Source organism: Rhodoferax sp. RT5P35, assembly GCF_056521385.1.
In genome coordinates, this window is the sequence record NZ_JBWMAX010000017.1 from 22458 (window position 1) to 37018 (window position 14561).

A 14561-nucleotide genomic window follows, 5' to 3' on the forward strand; every position below is an offset into this window, starting at 1 on the left:
CCCAAACCCCGGGCGGCTCGCCCACGGTCTGGGCACTGCATCCAGTCGTACATAAATCTTGACTGGGCGTGGAAGGTATCACAGGCGCGCCGGGCGTGCTGGAGACGGCAAAACGCCCCCAGCCGCAGGGCGTGGGGGCGTTTTGCGCAAGCGAGAACTACGGTTTTGCTACCTGCGCCGTGACGCTGCTGGCATCCCAGCCGCCGCCCAGCGCCTTGTACAGGCTGACCACGGCATTCAACTGGCTGCGCTGGATGTCGATCAGGCCAGATTCGGCCTGCGCCAGGTCGCGCTGGGCGTTCAGCACATCCAGGTAGCTGGAGTAGCCGTTTTTGTAACGCAGGTCGGCCAGGCGCAGGGTACTGCGCAGGGCATCAATGCGCTTGGCGGTAGTGGCGGTGATGTCGCGGCCAGCAGCCACGTTGTTCAGCGCGTCGTGCACATCGCGGAAAGCGTTTTGCACAGTCTGGGTGTAAGTGGCCAGCGCCTGCTGCTGGCGCGCGTTGGACGCGGCTACCACGGCATCGATCGCCCCGGCGCGGAAGATCGGCTGGGTCAGGTTACCCACCAGGTTCCACAGCAGCGAGGCCGGGTCGAACAGGTCTTTGAGCTCCTTGGACTGGTAGCCCACGCCCGCCGTCAGGCTGAGCTTGGGGAAGTAGGCAGCGCGGGCCTGGCCGATGTCGGCGTTGGCCGCCACCAGGCTTTGCTCGGCAGCCACTACATCGGGGCGGCGGGTCAGCACATCCGACGGCAGATCGGCCGGAATGGCTTGCGCGGCGTACAGCGTGCCCAGGTCGGCACCGCGCACCAGCACCGGGTTGGCGATTTCAGTGGGCTTGCGGCCCAGCAGCACAGCCAGCGCGGATTCGGCATTGCTGCGACTTTGCACCGTCTGCTGCAACGTGGCCTGGATGCCTGCGGCTTCGGATTCGGCCTGGCGCAGGTCCAGCTCGCCAATCACCCCGGCGCTGAAGCGGCGGTTTTGCAAACGCAGGTTCTCGGTGCGGGTGGCCAAAGTCTGTTCGCCCAGGGTTTGCTGGGCATCCAGGGCGCGCAGGGCAAAGTAGCTTTGGGCCACGTTGGCGTACAGCGTGGTCAGCACCGTGCCGCGGCTGGCCGCCTGGCTGAGCAGGCGGGCACGGGCAGCTTCGTCGGCGCGGGCATATTTGCCCCAAAAGTCCAGCTCGTAACTGGCGCTAAGGGCGAGTTGCCGGTCATTGGAGTACGGGCTGGCACCCGGTACGAAGCTGGCCGCATCCTGGCTGCTGCGCCGACGCGTAGCACTGGCGTTCAAATCCACCGTAGGGTAGAAGTTGGACGCGTTCTGGTCCAGCGTAGCGCGGGCTTCGGCGATGCGGGCAGTGGCCAGGGCCAGGTCTTGGCTATTGGCGGCGGCCTCTTGCAGCAGGCCATCCAGCACCGGGTCGTTAAAGCCCTTCCACCACACCAGCCAGTCCACGCTGGTGGCGGTGCCACTGCTGGTCAAGGTGGTGGGCAGGTCCAGCGCCGGGCGCTGGTAATTAGGACCTAAAGGGGCGATACCGCAGGCAGATAGTACGCAAGCAGCTGCTAAAGTAATAGCAAATGATTGTAGAGTGCGCTTAGACATGCTGCGCTCCTTCGCCATGGGTGGGTTTGTTCAGACTCTTGAAGTCCTCCGGCGTGCTGCGGAAGTTCCAGTCGTTGACCAATTTAAAGAACAGCGGCACCAAAAACACCGCCAGGAAGGTCGCCGCCAACATGCCACCCAGCACACCGGTACCGATGGACTGGCGCGCAGCCGCACCCGCACCGCTGGAGAAAGCCAGTGGCACAACACCCAAAATGAAGGCCAGCGAAGTCATCAGAATCGGGCGGAAGCGCAGCCGGGCCGCTTCCAGGGCCGCAGCCACCGGGGTCAGGCCTTCGTGCACCTTCATGGTCGCAAACTCGACGATCAGAATCGCGTTCTTGGCCGACAAGCCCAGCAGCGTGACCAGACCAATCTGGAAGTACACGTCGTTGGTGTAGTTGCGCAGGTATACCGCCACCAGGGCACCAAAGATGCCGAACGGCAGGGCCAGCAGCACAGAGAACGGCAGCGACCATTTTTCATACTGCGCAGCCAAGATCAAGAAGATCATCACAAAACCTGCGCCGATGGCCAGGCCGCTCGAGCCGCTGCTGCGCTTCTCCTGAAAGGCCGAACCACCCCAGTCGTAACCCACATCGGTGGGCAGCACATTGGCGGCCGCGCGTTCCATGGCTCGAATCGCCTGGCCGGAGCTGAAGCCCGGCTTGGGGTCACCCAAAATCTGGATGCTGGGCAGGGCGTTGAAATGCTGAACCGAGTCCGGCCCCGACACAAACTTCACGTCGGCGACGCTGCGAATCTGGATCATCTTGCCGGTGTTGCTGCGCACGTACAGGTTGCCGATGTCGTCCGGCTTGGAACGGTACTCGCCCTCGGCCTGCATCAGCACCTGGTAGATACGGCCACTTTTGTTGAAGTCGTTGACGTAGTAGCTGCCGAGCGTGGCGGCCAGGGTGTTGTAGATGTCGGCCACGGCGATGCCCATGGAGCGGGCTTTTTCGGTGTCCACACTCACATACAACTGCGGCGAATTGGCCTGCCACAGGGTCTTCACGCCTTGCAGCTCGGGCTGCTTATTGGCCTCGGCCAGCAGCTGGGGCAGGATTTGCGCCAAACGCCGCACACCGCCGTCACCCTTGTTTTGCAGATAAAACTCGAAACCACCGGTCTGGCCCAGGCCCTGGATGGCCGGGGGCGTAAAGGCCAGGGGCAGGCCTTCCTTGATGCCGCCGGTTTTCATGTAGAACTCACCGACCAGCTCTTTGGCCGACTGTTTGCGCTCGTCCCAGGGCACCAGCGGGAAAAACATGGTCGCGGCTGACGACTTCAGGCCGCCGCCACCCAGAAAGTTCAGACCCACCAGGCTGAAGGTGGAGTCGATGTTCTTGTTGGGAGACACCGCGGCTTCGATTTGCTTGACCACCTGGTTGGTACGGTCCAGCGACGAACCTTCGGGCAGGATGGCCGCCGCAATGTAGTAGCCCTGGTCTTCATCGGGCACCAGGCCACCGGGGACAATCTTGAACAGCAGCCCGGTCAAACCGGCCATGCAGACAAACAAAATCACGCCCATGAAGCCGCGCTTCAGGAAGAAGGCCACGCCACGGGTGTAGCGGTGGGTCAGCTTCTCGAAACTGCGGTTGAACCAGCTGAAAAACGCATTCTTGCGCTCGGCACCAGGCTTCAGCAGCACCGCGCACAAGGCAGGGGTCAGCGTCAACGCGACCACGCCAGACAAGCACACGGCGATGGTGATGGTGACCGAAAACTGGCGGTACAACTCGCCCGCCAGGCCGCCCAAAAACGCCACCGGAATAAACGCGGCGCACAGCACCAGCACAATCGCGATCACCGGGCCGGTGACTTCGCGCATGGCCTCGATCGAGGCTTCACGCGGGCTCATGCCCTCTTCGTGCATCAGGCGCTCGACGTTTTCCAGCACCACAATCGCATCGTCCACCACGATACCGATCGCCAGCACCATGCCGAACAGGGTCAAGGTGTTGATGCTGTAGCCCAGCAGGTGCAAGCCCGCCATGGTGCCGATCAACGATACCGGCACGGCCAGCGTGGGAATGATCGTGGCGCGCCAACTTTGCAGAAACAAATACACCACGATGAACACCAGCACCATGGCCTCGGCCAGGGTTTTCAGCACTTCATGGATGGACTCGGTGACGAAGGGCGTGGTGTCGTACGGGGTGGAATAGGTCATGCCCTCGGGGAACTTGGCCTTGAGTTCGATCAGCGTTTTTTCCAGCGCTTCGCGGGTGTCCAGCGCGTTGGCACCGGTCTGCAGGAACACCCCGACAGGAACCGTCGGGTGGCCATTGATGCGACCGTAGAAGTTGTAGTCTTTGGAGCCCAGCTCGACGCGGGCCACATCCTTCAGCCGCACGATGGCACCTTTGTCGCCAGTACGGACCACAATGTTGGCGAAGTCTGCGGGTTCGAGCAAGCGGCCTTTGGCCGTGACGGTCAAGGTCAGCTCTTCGGTATTGCCGGGTGGTGCGCCGATCTTGCCGGCGGCGTACTGGGCGTTTTGCTCGGTTACGGCACTGGAAATATCGCCTACGGTAATGCCCATGGCCGCCATGCGGTCCGGGCGCAGCCAGATACGCATGGCGTAGTCTTTGGCACCGAAGATCTGCACATTGGTGGTACCGGGCACGCGCTTGATGGCATCCAGCACGTTTTGCGTCACGTAGTTGGAGATGAACAGCGCGTCATAGCGGTCGTCGGGCGAGTAGATCGCCGCCACCGTCATGAAACTGGCCGAGCTTTTGGCCACGGTCACGCCCTGGCGCTGCACTTCTTGCGGCAGCTTGTTCAACACCTGGTTGACGCGGTTGTTCACGTTCACCGCGGCGATATCCAGGTCGGTGCCCACGTCAAACGTGACGCTGATGCTGACTGCGCCGTCGCCGGACGAGGTAGAGCTCATGTAGAGCATTTTTTCCACACCATTGATCGACTGCTCGATGGGTGCGGCCACCGTGGTTTCCAGTACTTCGGCCGAAGCACCGGGGTAGACCGCGCTGACGCTGACCACGGGTGGCGAAATTTCCGGGTAGCGCGCAATCGGCAGCACGCGCATGGCGGCCAGCCCGGCCAGCACCAGGAACAGGGACAACACCGTCGCGAAGATCGGACGGTCGATAAAAAACTTGGAGAACATGGGTGTGTTGCTCCTTATTTCGCAGCTGAAGCAGCAGCACTAGCGGGCGCTGCAGGTGGCTTATCTGCAGGAGGTGCAACAGGTGAAGCAGGTGAAGCAGGTGCAGCACCTGGGGCTGCGGCCACATACGGCACGGGCTTGACCGTCATGCCTGGCTCGTGCGCCTTGATATAGCCTTCGACCAGCACGCGATCGCCGCTTTGCACACCCTTGGTGACGATCCATTCGCCCTTGGTCCAGCCATCCAGCTCGACCGGACGCGGGGCCAACTTGTCGTCAGGGGTGACCAAAAACACGATCTTGCCCATCGGGCTGTCGATCACCGCACGCTGCGGCACGCTGATGGAGTTGGGGCGACTGGCACCGCCCAACAGCACACGCACAAACTGGCCGGGACGCAAGACACCATCGGGGTTGGGAATTTCGGCCCGGGCATCAAAGCTGCCCGTGGTGGCGTTGAGCTTTTCGCCGGTGAAGTTGAGCTTGCCCGCACGCGGGTAGGTGCTGCCGTCGGCCAGCTTGACATTCACGCTGAAGCCCAGGCTGCCATTGGGCGACTTTTTGCCCGGCACGGCCAACTGGCCCGAACCCACTTGCTTGGTGATGCGCAGCAGGTCGGCCTCGGACACGCTGAAGTTCACGTACATCGGGTTGGTTTGCACGATGGTGGTCAGCAGGCTGTCGGTGGCCGACACCAGGTTGCCGTCGGACTTGGCGGCCGCGCCGGTGGTGCCGCTGATGGGGGCCACCACGGTGGTATAGCCGAGGTTCAAACGGGCTTCGTTGGCCTGGGCCTGGGCTTGCTTCAAGGAAGCAACGGCGGATTCGGCGGCCGACTTGGCATCGTCAAATTCTTTCTGGCTGATGGCTTTCTCGGCCACCAGCGGGGCCAGACGGGCCTGGTCGCGCTGGGCCTGGTTGACCTTGGCCTGCGCCACGGCCACCGCCGCATCGGCGGAAGCGGCCTGGGTCTGGAAGTTGGCCGGGTCAATCTGGAACAGCGGTGTGCCCGCCTTGACCACAGCACCTTCTTCAAACAAACGCTTGTTCAGAATACCCGCGACCCGGGCCCGCACCTCGGTTTCGCGCGAACCGGCGGTTTGGCCCACGTACTCCAGTTCGACCGCATGGTCCTGGGCCGTGACGGTGACCACCGACACCTCGGGCGGTGGCATGGCGCCACCCGGCGCTCCGGCCTGACCCACAGGCTTGCCACAGGCCACCAACGCCAAAGGCAGGGCAGCCAACAAGAAGGGCGACATCCACCGCTGGCGCAAGGAACGCGCCGTAGATGCGGGTTGCGAATGCTGATGGGGGTGGTCGATCGAGGGAGTGCGAGACAGTGCGATGGACATAAACATAGTAAGGTTTAATTAGGTTGATGTAGTATCACATACATTCGTGTATGTTTACTTTAAGATCAGTAGTAACCCGTTAGCAACTTTCCCGCCATGGCCAGAAAAACCAAAGAAGACGCAGAGCATACCTACGCCGCCCTGCTAGAGGCGGCGGAGCAGATGTTTTTTGACAAAGGTGTTGCCCACACCACGCTGGCCGATATTGCCAGCGCCGCAGGCATGACACGGGGTGCTATCTACTGGCACTTCAAAGATAAGGGCGCGCTGCTACAGGCCCTGTTTGAGCAGGCCACGCTGCCCATGGAAAACATGCTGGCCGAGGCTACCGCCTACACCGAATCCGACCCGCTGGGTGCCCTGCGCCACATGTGCGTGCAAGCCCTGACCACGCTGGCCGAGTCGCCTCGGCAGCAGCGCGTGTTCAATATCCTATTCCATAAATGTGAAAACGTGGGCGAAGTGGCCGACGTGCTGGAACACGAACTCGCCTGCCGCGACGAATGCATGGCCAAGTTTGAAGCCATCCTGCAACAAGCAATTGCCCAGGGCCAGTTGCCCGCCGACACCGACGTGTTCCTGAGCCTGCAAACCGTGCACAACTTCACCATGGGCACCATGCGCGAATGGCTGCTGGAGCCCCAAAGCTATCCACTGGCCAGTGCCGCTCCGGCCATGGTAGACATGCTGATCGCCGGGCTGCGCACCTGCCCACCAAGGATCAAATCCAGTTAAGCGCCGGGTTACAGTGCGGGCCATGCAAGGCCTGCACCTCACCGCCGATCTCCACCACTGCGATTGCGACAGCGCCTGGCTGCTGGATGCGCGGCTGCTGGGCGTGGCCTGCCGCGATGCCGTGCAGGCCGCAGGCCTGCAGGCCGTAGGTGAGCTATTCCATGCTTTTCCAGCCACAGCGCAGGGTCCTGGTGGGGTTACCGCTACTATTTTGCTAGCAGAGTCACATTTGTGCGTGCACACCTGGCCCGAGCTGCGTGCGGTGACGCTGGACGTGTACGTGTGCAACTTCGGTGCCGACCACTCGGCCAAGGCGCACGCGCTGCTGGACTTGCTGGTCGCCCTGTTTGCGCCCAAGCACACCGAGCAGCACAGCCTGCAGCGCGGCGATATACGCTGAAATTGGGGCCGGATATCATGCCCATCCACCTTACCTCCAGGAGCACACCATGGCCTTGATGGACTTCATCCGTAAACAGTTCATAGACATCCTCCAGTGGACCGAGGACGGCGACGGCACCCTCGCCTGGCGCTTCCCGATGGCCGACATGGAAATCCAGAACGGAGCCTCGCTCACCGTGCGGGCCTCGCAGGTAGCGATTTTTGTCAACGAAGGCCAGGTGGCCGACGTATTTGGCCCCGGCACCCACAAGCTCACCACGCAAACCCTACCGATCCTCACCTACCTCAAGAACTGGGACAAGCTGTTCGAGTCGCCGTTCAAAAGCGATGTGTATTTCTTCAGCACCCGCCAGCAGATCGACCAGAAATGGGGCACGCCCCAGCCCATCACCATCCGCGACAAAGACTTTGGCGCGGTGCGCCTGCGCGCCTTTGGCAACTACAGCTTCCGCGTGGCCGACCCCAAACTGTTCCACACCGAAATCTCCGGCACGCGCAACAACTACAACGTGGCCGATGTGGACGGCCAACTGCGCGGGCTGGTGCTGCAAAACATCAGCACGGCGATTGCCAGCAGCGGCATTCCGTTTCTGGACCTGGCCGCCAACCAGCAGGTGTTTGCCCAGGCGCTGAGCACCCAGCTGGCCCCCGAATTTGCCAAGATCGGCCTGCAACTGGACGCCATGACGGTGCAAAACGTCTCCCTGCCCGAAGACCTGCAAAAAGTGCTGGACCAAAAAATCGGCATGGGCATGGTCGGCAACGACATGGGCAAGTTCATGCAGTACCAGACAGCGCAAGCCATCCCCAAATTCGCGGAAGGTGCTGGATCGGGCGGCGGCATTGCGGGCGACGCGATGGGCCTGGGCGCGGGCGTAGCCCTGGGCCAGGTGCTGGCGCAAAACCTGCAGGCTGGATTGCAAGGCAATGCAGCAGCCCCCGCCACAGTGGGCATGAAACCCGAAGAAGTCATGGCCACGCTGGAGAAGCTGGGCGAGCTCAAAACCAAGGGCATCCTCACGCAGGAAGAGTTTGATTCCAAAAAGGTGGAACTGCTGAAAAAACTGGTTTAAGCCTTTCGCCTTTCGATATCCGTGGCGACCCCGTCCCCCCAACGCGCCTACCGCGCGCCCTGCCCTGGCTGCGGCGCGCCGGTGGACTTCCTCAGCGCGCAGTCCACCCACGCTGTCTGCGCCTACTGCCAGAGCACGGTGGTGCGCAGCGGTGAAACCCTGGCCCGCATCGGCAAGATGGCCGAGCTGTTCGACGACCACAGCCCCCTGCAACTGCAGGCGAGCGGCACTTGGAAAGCCCATGCTTTCACCCTGGTGGGCCGCCTGCAGTACAAATACGCCGAGGGCATCTGGACGGAATGGCATGCGGTACGCGCTGACGGCACCAGCGCCTTCTTGAGCGAAGACAACGGCGCCTACGTCTTTACCATGCCGCTGCTGGCCCAGCGCGACATCCCGGCGGCCGAGCACTTCCGCGTGGGGGTTACCACCGCCATCAACGGAAAAACCTTCAGCGTCGCCTCCAACCAAACCGTGTCGCTGATTTCGGCCCAGGGCGAGCTGCCGCACCTGCCCGCGTTGGGCGAGCCCTTTGCCATGGTGGAGCTGCGCAGCGCCGCGGGCGAAGTGCTCAGCGTGGACTACGGCACGCAGCCCCCCAGCCTGTGCATCGGCACCGCCGTGCTGATGGACGATTTGCAACTGGTTGGCCTGCGCGCCGAATCGGTCAAAGACGAGAAGGGCCGCCAGTTCGACTGCCCCAGCTGCGGCGCACCGATCACCGTGCAATTGGCCAGCAGCAAGAGCATCACCTGCGGGTCGTGCCACAGCCTGATCGACCTCACCAGCGGCATCGGTGGCGAGCTGCGCCATGCCGCGCAAGACGAACCCGTCCAGCCGCTGATCCCCGTGGGCCAAACCGGCAAGCTGCAAGGCGTGGACTGGCAGGTGGTGGGTTTCCAGCACCGTATGGGCACGGCACCGGGGGATGACGAACAGTTTGGCTGGGAGGAGTATTTGCTTTTCAACGCCAAGCGCGGTTTCTTGTTTCTGGTGGACAGCACCGAAGGCTGGAGCTTGGTGAAGCCTGCCACCGGCGCGCCCGAGATGGCCCGCAACGGCCAAAGCGCCACTTACCTGGGCAGCCGCTACCAGCGCAAGGAAAGCTACAACGCCGAGACCAGCTACGTGCTGGGCGAGTTTTACTGGCAGGTGCAGCGTGGGCAAAAAACCAGTAACCGCGACTTCACCAGCGGCAAAAGCCTGCTGTCCATGGAGCAGTCGGCCCAGGAAGTCACCTGGTCGGTGGGCAGCCAGATCGACAGCGCCCTGGTGGCCACAGCCTTTAAGCTGGAAGGCAAGAAAGACCTGCTTAAACGCAGCGATGCCGTTCCGTTGAGCATTGGAAGCATCGGCCCCAACTCGTGGATATGGATCATCGTGATTCTGGTGATGGTGGTGGCAATGGTCTACACCGCGCGCCGCGACTGCGACCCGAATGTAGAAAACTGCAGTTCCAGTTCATCCAGCGGCCGCACCTCGGGGGGCTCGTACGGCGGGTTCTCCAGCGGTGGCGGACACAAATGATGTGGCTCACCCCCAGGCTACAGCGCAAGCGCTTTGCGCCAACCCCCTTGCAGGGGGCAACACCAGCAGCCTGGCAAACCCAGTTCTGCGGTGTTTCTGCCGGGCGTGCGTTCTGGCTGGATGTGGGGTGGGTGATGGCAATTTTTATTAGGAGAAATCAATATGGTTATCGAATGGCTGCGGCCCGAAGTGGTTTTGGGTTCGGTAGTGTTTGCACTGGTGGGCGTGGCGGTGTTTGCGCTGTGCTTTGTGCTGATGGACAAACTCACGCCCTACAAGTTGTGGGAAGAAATCATTGAAAAGCAGAATATGGCGCTAGCCCTGGTGGTGGCCGCCACCTCCCTGGGCATCTGCATCATCGTCGCCGCCGCCATCCATTGAAGCCGCGTGACAACGCCGGGCCGCGCCCGGTCGAGGTCGCGCTGCTGGCCTCGGTTTTTATCGTCTCGGCCTGTGGGCTGGTGTACGAGCTGGCGGCGGGCGCGCTGGCGTCTTACCTGCTAGGCGACTCGGTGCTGCAGTTTTCCACCGTCATCGGCACGTACTTGTTTGCCATGGGCGTGGGTTCGTATTTGTCGCGCTTTTTCGAGCGCCAGTTGCCAGCCCATTTTTTACGCATAGAACTGCTGGTAGCGTTGATTGGTGGTGCACTACCAGCTCTTCTTTTTATAGCAAACGCGTATCTGCCCGGCGCTTTTCGCCCGTTGCTGTACAGCCTGGTGCTGTTGGTGGGGACGCTGGTGGGGCTGGAGATTCCGCTGGTCATGCGCATCCTGCAGCGCAACGTGGCCTTGAAAGACCTGGTGTCGCAGGTGCTGACCTTCGACTATCTGGGCGCGCTGGCGGTGTCGCTGGCGTTTCCGCTGCTGCTGGTACCGCACCTGGGCCTGGTCCGCACGGGGTTGCTGTTTGGCCTGATGAACGCCGCCGTGGCGTTGTGGGCGCTGTGGCTGTTTCGGCACGACCTGCGCCGCATCGAAGCCCATGCGCTGGCCTGTTTTTTCACCCTGGCTGCACTAGCGGCGGGCATGGCAGCCGCCGACCATATCACCACCTGGGCCGAAGACAAGCTCTACCAGGACCGTGTGGTCATCGCCACCACCACGCCCTACCAGCGCATCGTGGTGACGCATGGCGCAGGCGAAGGCAAGGCGGGTTATAGGCTATTTTTGAACGGCAACCTGCAGTTTGCCCAGCGCGACGAATACCGCTACCACGAGGCCCTGGTGCACCCGGTAATGTCTGCGTATTCGGCCACGGGCGGCGCACCTAAAACAGTAGCCGTGCTAGGCGGCGGCGACGGCATGGCGGTGCGCGAAATCCTCAAATACCCCGGCGTGGAAAGCATCACCCTGGTCGAGCTGGACCCGGCCATGACCACCCTGTTCCAAACCCAGCCTGCGCTGGTGCAGCTCAACGCTGGCGCGCTGCTGTCCCCCAAGGTGCACATCGTCAACACCGACGCGTTCAACTGTCTGCAAACCACTCTTGAGACCTTTGATGTGATCGTGGTGGATTTCCCCGACCCGACCAATTTCGCCATCGGCAAGCTGTACACGAATTCGTTCTACAGCCTGCTGGACCAGCGCCTGTCGGCCAGCGGCTACGCCGTGGTCCAGACCACCTCGCCCCTGGTTGCGCGCAAAAGCTTCTGGACCGTCGCCACCACCATCGAGTCGGTCGGCCTGACCGCTACGCCCTACCACGCCCATGTGCCCAGCTTTGGCGAATGGGGTTACATCATTGCCAGCCACCGCCCCTACCGCATGCCCACCACCCTGCCAGACGGTCTTCGCTTCTTAAGCCCGCACAGCCTGTCCGCGCTGTTCGACTTCCCGCTGGACATGGCCCGTGTGCCCACCGAGGTGAACCGTCTGTCGAACCAAGTGCTGGTGACGACGTACGAGGCGGAATGGGGCCGGGTTGCAGGCCGCTAGATAGAACTGATCGCCACCCGCGCCGCCGCCAAATCCCACGCCGCCTGGCCCACGGTTTTGAATACCGGGGCCAGCGTGGACGGTGGCAGGGGCGTGACCAGCACCGATGCCAGGCTGCGCACCTGGCTCCAGTCCACGCCTGCCTGCAACAAGTCCCCGGCTTCGTGCCGCGCGCCGCCCAGGTCGTCCACCACGATCTGGCGGCTGTGCAGCAGCGCCGGGGGGAATTCCGCCATATCCGGCTTGAAGGCCCCCACGCCAATAGCCAGGGTGTGGGCGGCGATATGGGCGGGAATCACCGGCGTGCGCGAGGTGGTCAGGGCCAGCACCAGGTCGGTGGTCGGCAAGGCGTGCTCCAGATCGTCTGCTGGCACGGCTTGGACGTGAGGATGGCGTGCCTGCAGTGCCGTGCAAAACGCCTGTGCCGATGCCAGGCTGCGGCTGGCTACCCAGAATTGGGCGATCCCCAGGTGCTCCACCAGCGCATCCGCATGGGCGGCGGCCTGGGCACCGGTGCCGATCAGCAGGGCGGAAGTCGGTGTTTGTACGGCCAGCGTCTGGATGCCCAACAACGTGACGGCGGCGGTGCGGCGGGCGGTGACGGTGGGGCCGTCCAGCAGGGCCAGGCGGCGGCCGGTGGCGGTGTCCATCACCACCACCTCGCCCTGGATCACCGGCAGGCCGTGCGCGGCATTACGCGGGTGCACGGTGACCAGCTTGGTGACGCTCAGGTCGTGGGCCACGGCAGGCATGGCCAGCAGCACGCCACCCTCGGCCATGGGCACCACCAGACGCTCGGGGGCCTGGATCTGCTGCAGAGCCAGTTCCTGTGCAGCCTGGGCCACGGCGGGCACGAGTTGCGCGTAGGGCAAAGTCCGTGCGGTCTGTTCGGCGTTGAGTATCTGCATGGCAGCTTTCAGCGTAAAAAGAAGCCAGTGGGAAACGGGTCCAGCGCTTCCAGCACCCACTGGTGGTGGCCCATGATGTGCGCACTGCCGGTGACCTCGGTAAGCGCGCCGTCGAAGTCGCCCACCTTCACCGCTTGCGTCACCTTGACTTCGAACTGGCTGCCCACGATGCTGCCATTCACATAGGTCTGCCCCAGCGGCAGTTGCCCGCGCAGAAACAACTGCGCCGCCCGGCCCGAGGTGCCAGTGCCGGTGGGCGAGCGGTCTACCTCGCGGTCGGCAAATACGCAGACGTTGGACTGGTCCACGCCCTCGCAGTTGGGGGCGCTGTCGATGATGCTGCCATAGAGCTGGTCCAGCCCTGGCTCCAACGGATGCTGGATCTTCACCTGGGCGATCACCGCCGCCTTGGTCTCCGCACCCAACTGGATCAACGAACGGACCAGTTCGGGCTTCACCGTCAAACCCACCTGCTCGGCGTTGAGGTAATAGTAGAAAGCCCCGCCAAACACAATATCGCCGCGCACCTTGCCAAAGCTGGGCGTTTGCACCTCCAGGTCCCGCAGGTAGATGAAGGCCGGTACGTTCTTGAAGGTCACCTTGCCCGCGCGCTGGCCATCCCACTCCACAAAGGCCTCGATGAAGCCCGCCGGTGCGTCAAAGCCGATACGCGTCAGCGGGCTGGTGCGCTCTACATAACCCAGCTCTACCAGCACCTTGCCCAGGGCAATGATGCCGTGGCCGCACATGTCGCTATAGCCCTCGTTGTGGATGAAGATCACGCCAAAATCGGCACCGGGCGTGGTGGGCGGCAGCAGGTAGGCACCGTACATGTCGGCATGGCCGCGCGGCTCGTTCATCAGAAACTGGCGCAGATCGTCGCGGTGGGTTTTGAGCCAGACGCGCTTTTCCAGAATGCCGGTGCCGGGCACGGCGGGCAGGCCGGAGGTCAAAATGCGCAGCGGCTCGCCGCCAGTATGGGCATCTACGGTCTGGACGGTGCGGACAAGGTTCAACATGGCAGGTTCCAAAATAGAGGGGCGTAAAAAAACTGCGGTGCAAAGGCGTCAGTTGGTCTATGTAACAAGTTTTATTCTAGGCAGCGCCTGTAGCGGGTGCAGAAGGATATGTTGGCTGCAAGTTGAGCAGTCACGGCCCAGGCGCGACCGGCTTATCCCCCAGCCAATAGCGGGGCCCGCTGCCACGCTGCTGCGCTACATCGCCGGGGTTGTACAGCGCGCAGCGCTCCAAAGACAGGCAACCGCAGCCAATGCATGCCGTGAGCTGGTCGCGCAAGGCCACGAGCTGGGCGATTTTTTGGTCCAGCATCGGCTGCCAGGCGGTTGACAGGCGCTGCCAATCCTCCGGGCTGGGCGTGCGCTGCTGCGGCAAGCTGGCCAGGGCCGCGCGGATGTCGTCCAGGCTCAGCCCCACCGTCTGGGCCACCCGCACAAAAGCCACCCGCCGCAACACCTCCCGTGGGTACTGGCGCTGCCCCCCGGCGCTGCGCGTGCTGCGAATCAACCCGGCATCTTCGTAAAACCGCAAGGCACTGGCGGCCACACCAGAACGCTTGGCCAAGGCGCTAATCGGTAGCATTTCAGTAGACATCGTGTCACCTCACTTTCTTCCAAATCCTCTTGACTTCAAGTTTACTTTAACTTGCAGAATACGGGCCATGCACACTTGCGCCTGCCTACTGCGCAATCTCCCGCTGGATTCTTTGACCGAGGCCTGGACGCGGTGCCCGGCGAACCGGTGGAGCGACATGCACTTGGTGTCTGCTGTGGCGGAGGCCATCATGGCCCCCAAACAGCAGCCCCCTTCGTCCTTTGTATTGCATGCTCCGTTGGAGTTGCTGGCACGTGCC

The 14561-nt window shown here is 62.7% G+C and carries 12 protein-coding genes; 6 read left to right on the plus strand and 6 right to left on the minus strand.

Annotation, left to right across the window (positions count from 1 at the left end):
* Positions 1 to 157 precede the first annotated feature (157 nt).
* From AC097L_RS21080 to AC097L_RS21090, 3 genes are read right to left on the minus strand one after another with little or no spacing between them, the layout of a single operon-like run.
* Complete coding sequence (locus AC097L_RS21080; RefSeq protein ID WP_479588680.1) at positions 158 to 1612, minus strand: efflux transporter outer membrane subunit; 1455 nt, start codon at positions 1610 to 1612, stop codon at positions 158 to 160.
* Positions 1605 to 4754: an efflux RND transporter permease subunit gene (locus AC097L_RS21085; protein WP_479588681.1), complete on the minus strand. Its 3150-nt coding sequence runs from the start codon at positions 4752 to 4754 to the stop codon at positions 1605 to 1607. Before AC097L_RS21085 ends, AC097L_RS21080 begins: the two co-directional genes overlap by 8 nt.
* Positions 4755 to 4768: 14 nt before the next feature.
* Positions 4769 to 6109, minus strand: coding sequence for an efflux RND transporter periplasmic adaptor subunit (locus AC097L_RS21090; RefSeq protein WP_479588682.1), 1341 nt, complete (start codon positions 6107 to 6109; stop codon positions 4769 to 4771).
* A 96-nt stretch (positions 6110 to 6205) separates the two neighbouring features.
* Between AC097L_RS21090 and AC097L_RS21095 the strand changes: the two genes are divergently transcribed.
* The 6 genes from AC097L_RS21095 to AC097L_RS21120 all read left to right on the plus strand — a co-directional run bounded on the left by AC097L_RS21095 (position 6206) and on the right by AC097L_RS21120 (position 11783).
* The gene (locus AC097L_RS21095; protein WP_479588683.1) at positions 6206 to 6844 is read left to right on the plus strand and encodes a TetR family transcriptional regulator; all 639 of its coding nucleotides are present in this window, start codon (positions 6206 to 6208) and stop codon (positions 6842 to 6844) included.
* A gap of 22 nt (positions 6845 to 6866) precedes the next feature.
* On the plus strand, positions 6867 to 7244 hold the full coding sequence (locus AC097L_RS21100) for an S-adenosylmethionine decarboxylase family protein (RefSeq protein ID WP_479588684.1): 378 nt from the start codon (positions 6867 to 6869) through the stop codon (positions 7242 to 7244).
* A 49-nt stretch (positions 7245 to 7293) separates the two neighbouring features.
* Entirely contained in the window at positions 7294 to 8319 is a 1026-nt protein-coding gene (locus tag AC097L_RS21105; RefSeq protein ID WP_479588685.1) for an SPFH domain-containing protein, read from the plus strand.
* Between the two features lie 21 nt (positions 8320 to 8340).
* On the plus strand, positions 8341 to 9846 hold the full coding sequence (locus AC097L_RS21110) for a DUF4178 domain-containing protein (protein WP_479588686.1): 1506 nt from the start codon (positions 8341 to 8343) through the stop codon (positions 9844 to 9846).
* Positions 9847 to 10008: 162 nt separating this feature from the next.
* Entirely contained in the window at positions 10009 to 10227 is a 219-nt protein-coding gene (locus AC097L_RS21115) for a DUF350 domain-containing protein (protein WP_295951809.1), read from the plus strand.
* Entirely contained in the window at positions 10224 to 11783 is a 1560-nt protein-coding gene (locus AC097L_RS21120) for a polyamine aminopropyltransferase (protein WP_479588687.1), read from the plus strand. Before AC097L_RS21115 ends, AC097L_RS21120 begins: the two co-directional genes overlap by 4 nt.
* On the opposite strand, the gene AC097L_RS21125 is transcribed toward AC097L_RS21120, so the two are convergent.
* From AC097L_RS21125 to soxR, 3 genes are all read right to left on the minus strand, one after another.
* Positions 11780 to 12691, minus strand: a complete 912-nt coding sequence (locus AC097L_RS21125) for a delta(1)-pyrroline-2-carboxylate reductase family protein (RefSeq protein WP_479588688.1) — start codon at positions 12689 to 12691, stop codon at positions 11780 to 11782. The two genes, AC097L_RS21120 and AC097L_RS21125, sit on opposite strands and share 4 nt — an antisense overlap.
* 8 nt (positions 12692 to 12699) lie before the next feature.
* Positions 12700 to 13710, minus strand: a complete 1011-nt coding sequence (lhpH, locus tag AC097L_RS21130) for a trans-3-hydroxy-L-proline dehydratase (protein WP_479588689.1) — start codon at positions 13708 to 13710, stop codon at positions 12700 to 12702.
* 130 nt (positions 13711 to 13840) lie between these two features.
* The gene (soxR, locus tag AC097L_RS21135; protein ID WP_479588690.1) at positions 13841 to 14302 is read right to left on the minus strand and encodes a redox-sensitive transcriptional activator SoxR; all 462 of its coding nucleotides are present in this window, start codon (positions 14300 to 14302) and stop codon (positions 13841 to 13843) included.
* Positions 14303 to 14561 lie beyond the last annotated feature (259 nt).

Excerpts from the sequence above, each read along its gene's own strand:
- AC097L_RS21100 (WP_479588684.1), top strand. The coding sequence starts at position 6,867 with ATGCAAGGCCTGCACCTCACCGCCGATCTCCACCACTGCGATTGCGAC.
- soxR (WP_479588690.1), bottom strand. The coding sequence starts at position 14,302 with ATGTCTACTGAAATGCTACCGATTAGCGCCTTGGCCAAGCGTTCTGGT.
- AC097L_RS21125 (WP_479588688.1), bottom strand. The coding sequence starts at position 12,691 with ATGCAGATACTCAACGCCGAACAGACCGCACGGACTTTGCCCTACGCG.
- AC097L_RS21090 (WP_479588682.1), bottom strand. The coding sequence starts at position 6,109 with ATGTCCATCGCACTGTCTCGCACTCCCTCGATCGACCACCCCCATCAG.
- lhpH (WP_479588689.1), bottom strand. The coding sequence starts at position 13,710 with ATGTTGAACCTTGTCCGCACCGTCCAGACCGTAGATGCCCATACTGGC.
- AC097L_RS21085 (WP_479588681.1), bottom strand. The coding sequence starts at position 4,754 with ATGTTCTCCAAGTTTTTTATCGACCGTCCGATCTTCGCGACGGTGTTG.
- AC097L_RS21105 (WP_479588685.1), top strand. The coding sequence starts at position 7,294 with ATGGCCTTGATGGACTTCATCCGTAAACAGTTCATAGACATCCTCCAG.
- AC097L_RS21080 (WP_479588680.1), bottom strand. The coding sequence starts at position 1,612 with ATGTCTAAGCGCACTCTACAATCATTTGCTATTACTTTAGCAGCTGCT.
- AC097L_RS21095 (WP_479588683.1), top strand. The coding sequence starts at position 6,206 with ATGGCCAGAAAAACCAAAGAAGACGCAGAGCATACCTACGCCGCCCTG.
- AC097L_RS21115 (WP_295951809.1), top strand. The coding sequence starts at position 10,009 with ATGGTTATCGAATGGCTGCGGCCCGAAGTGGTTTTGGGTTCGGTAGTG.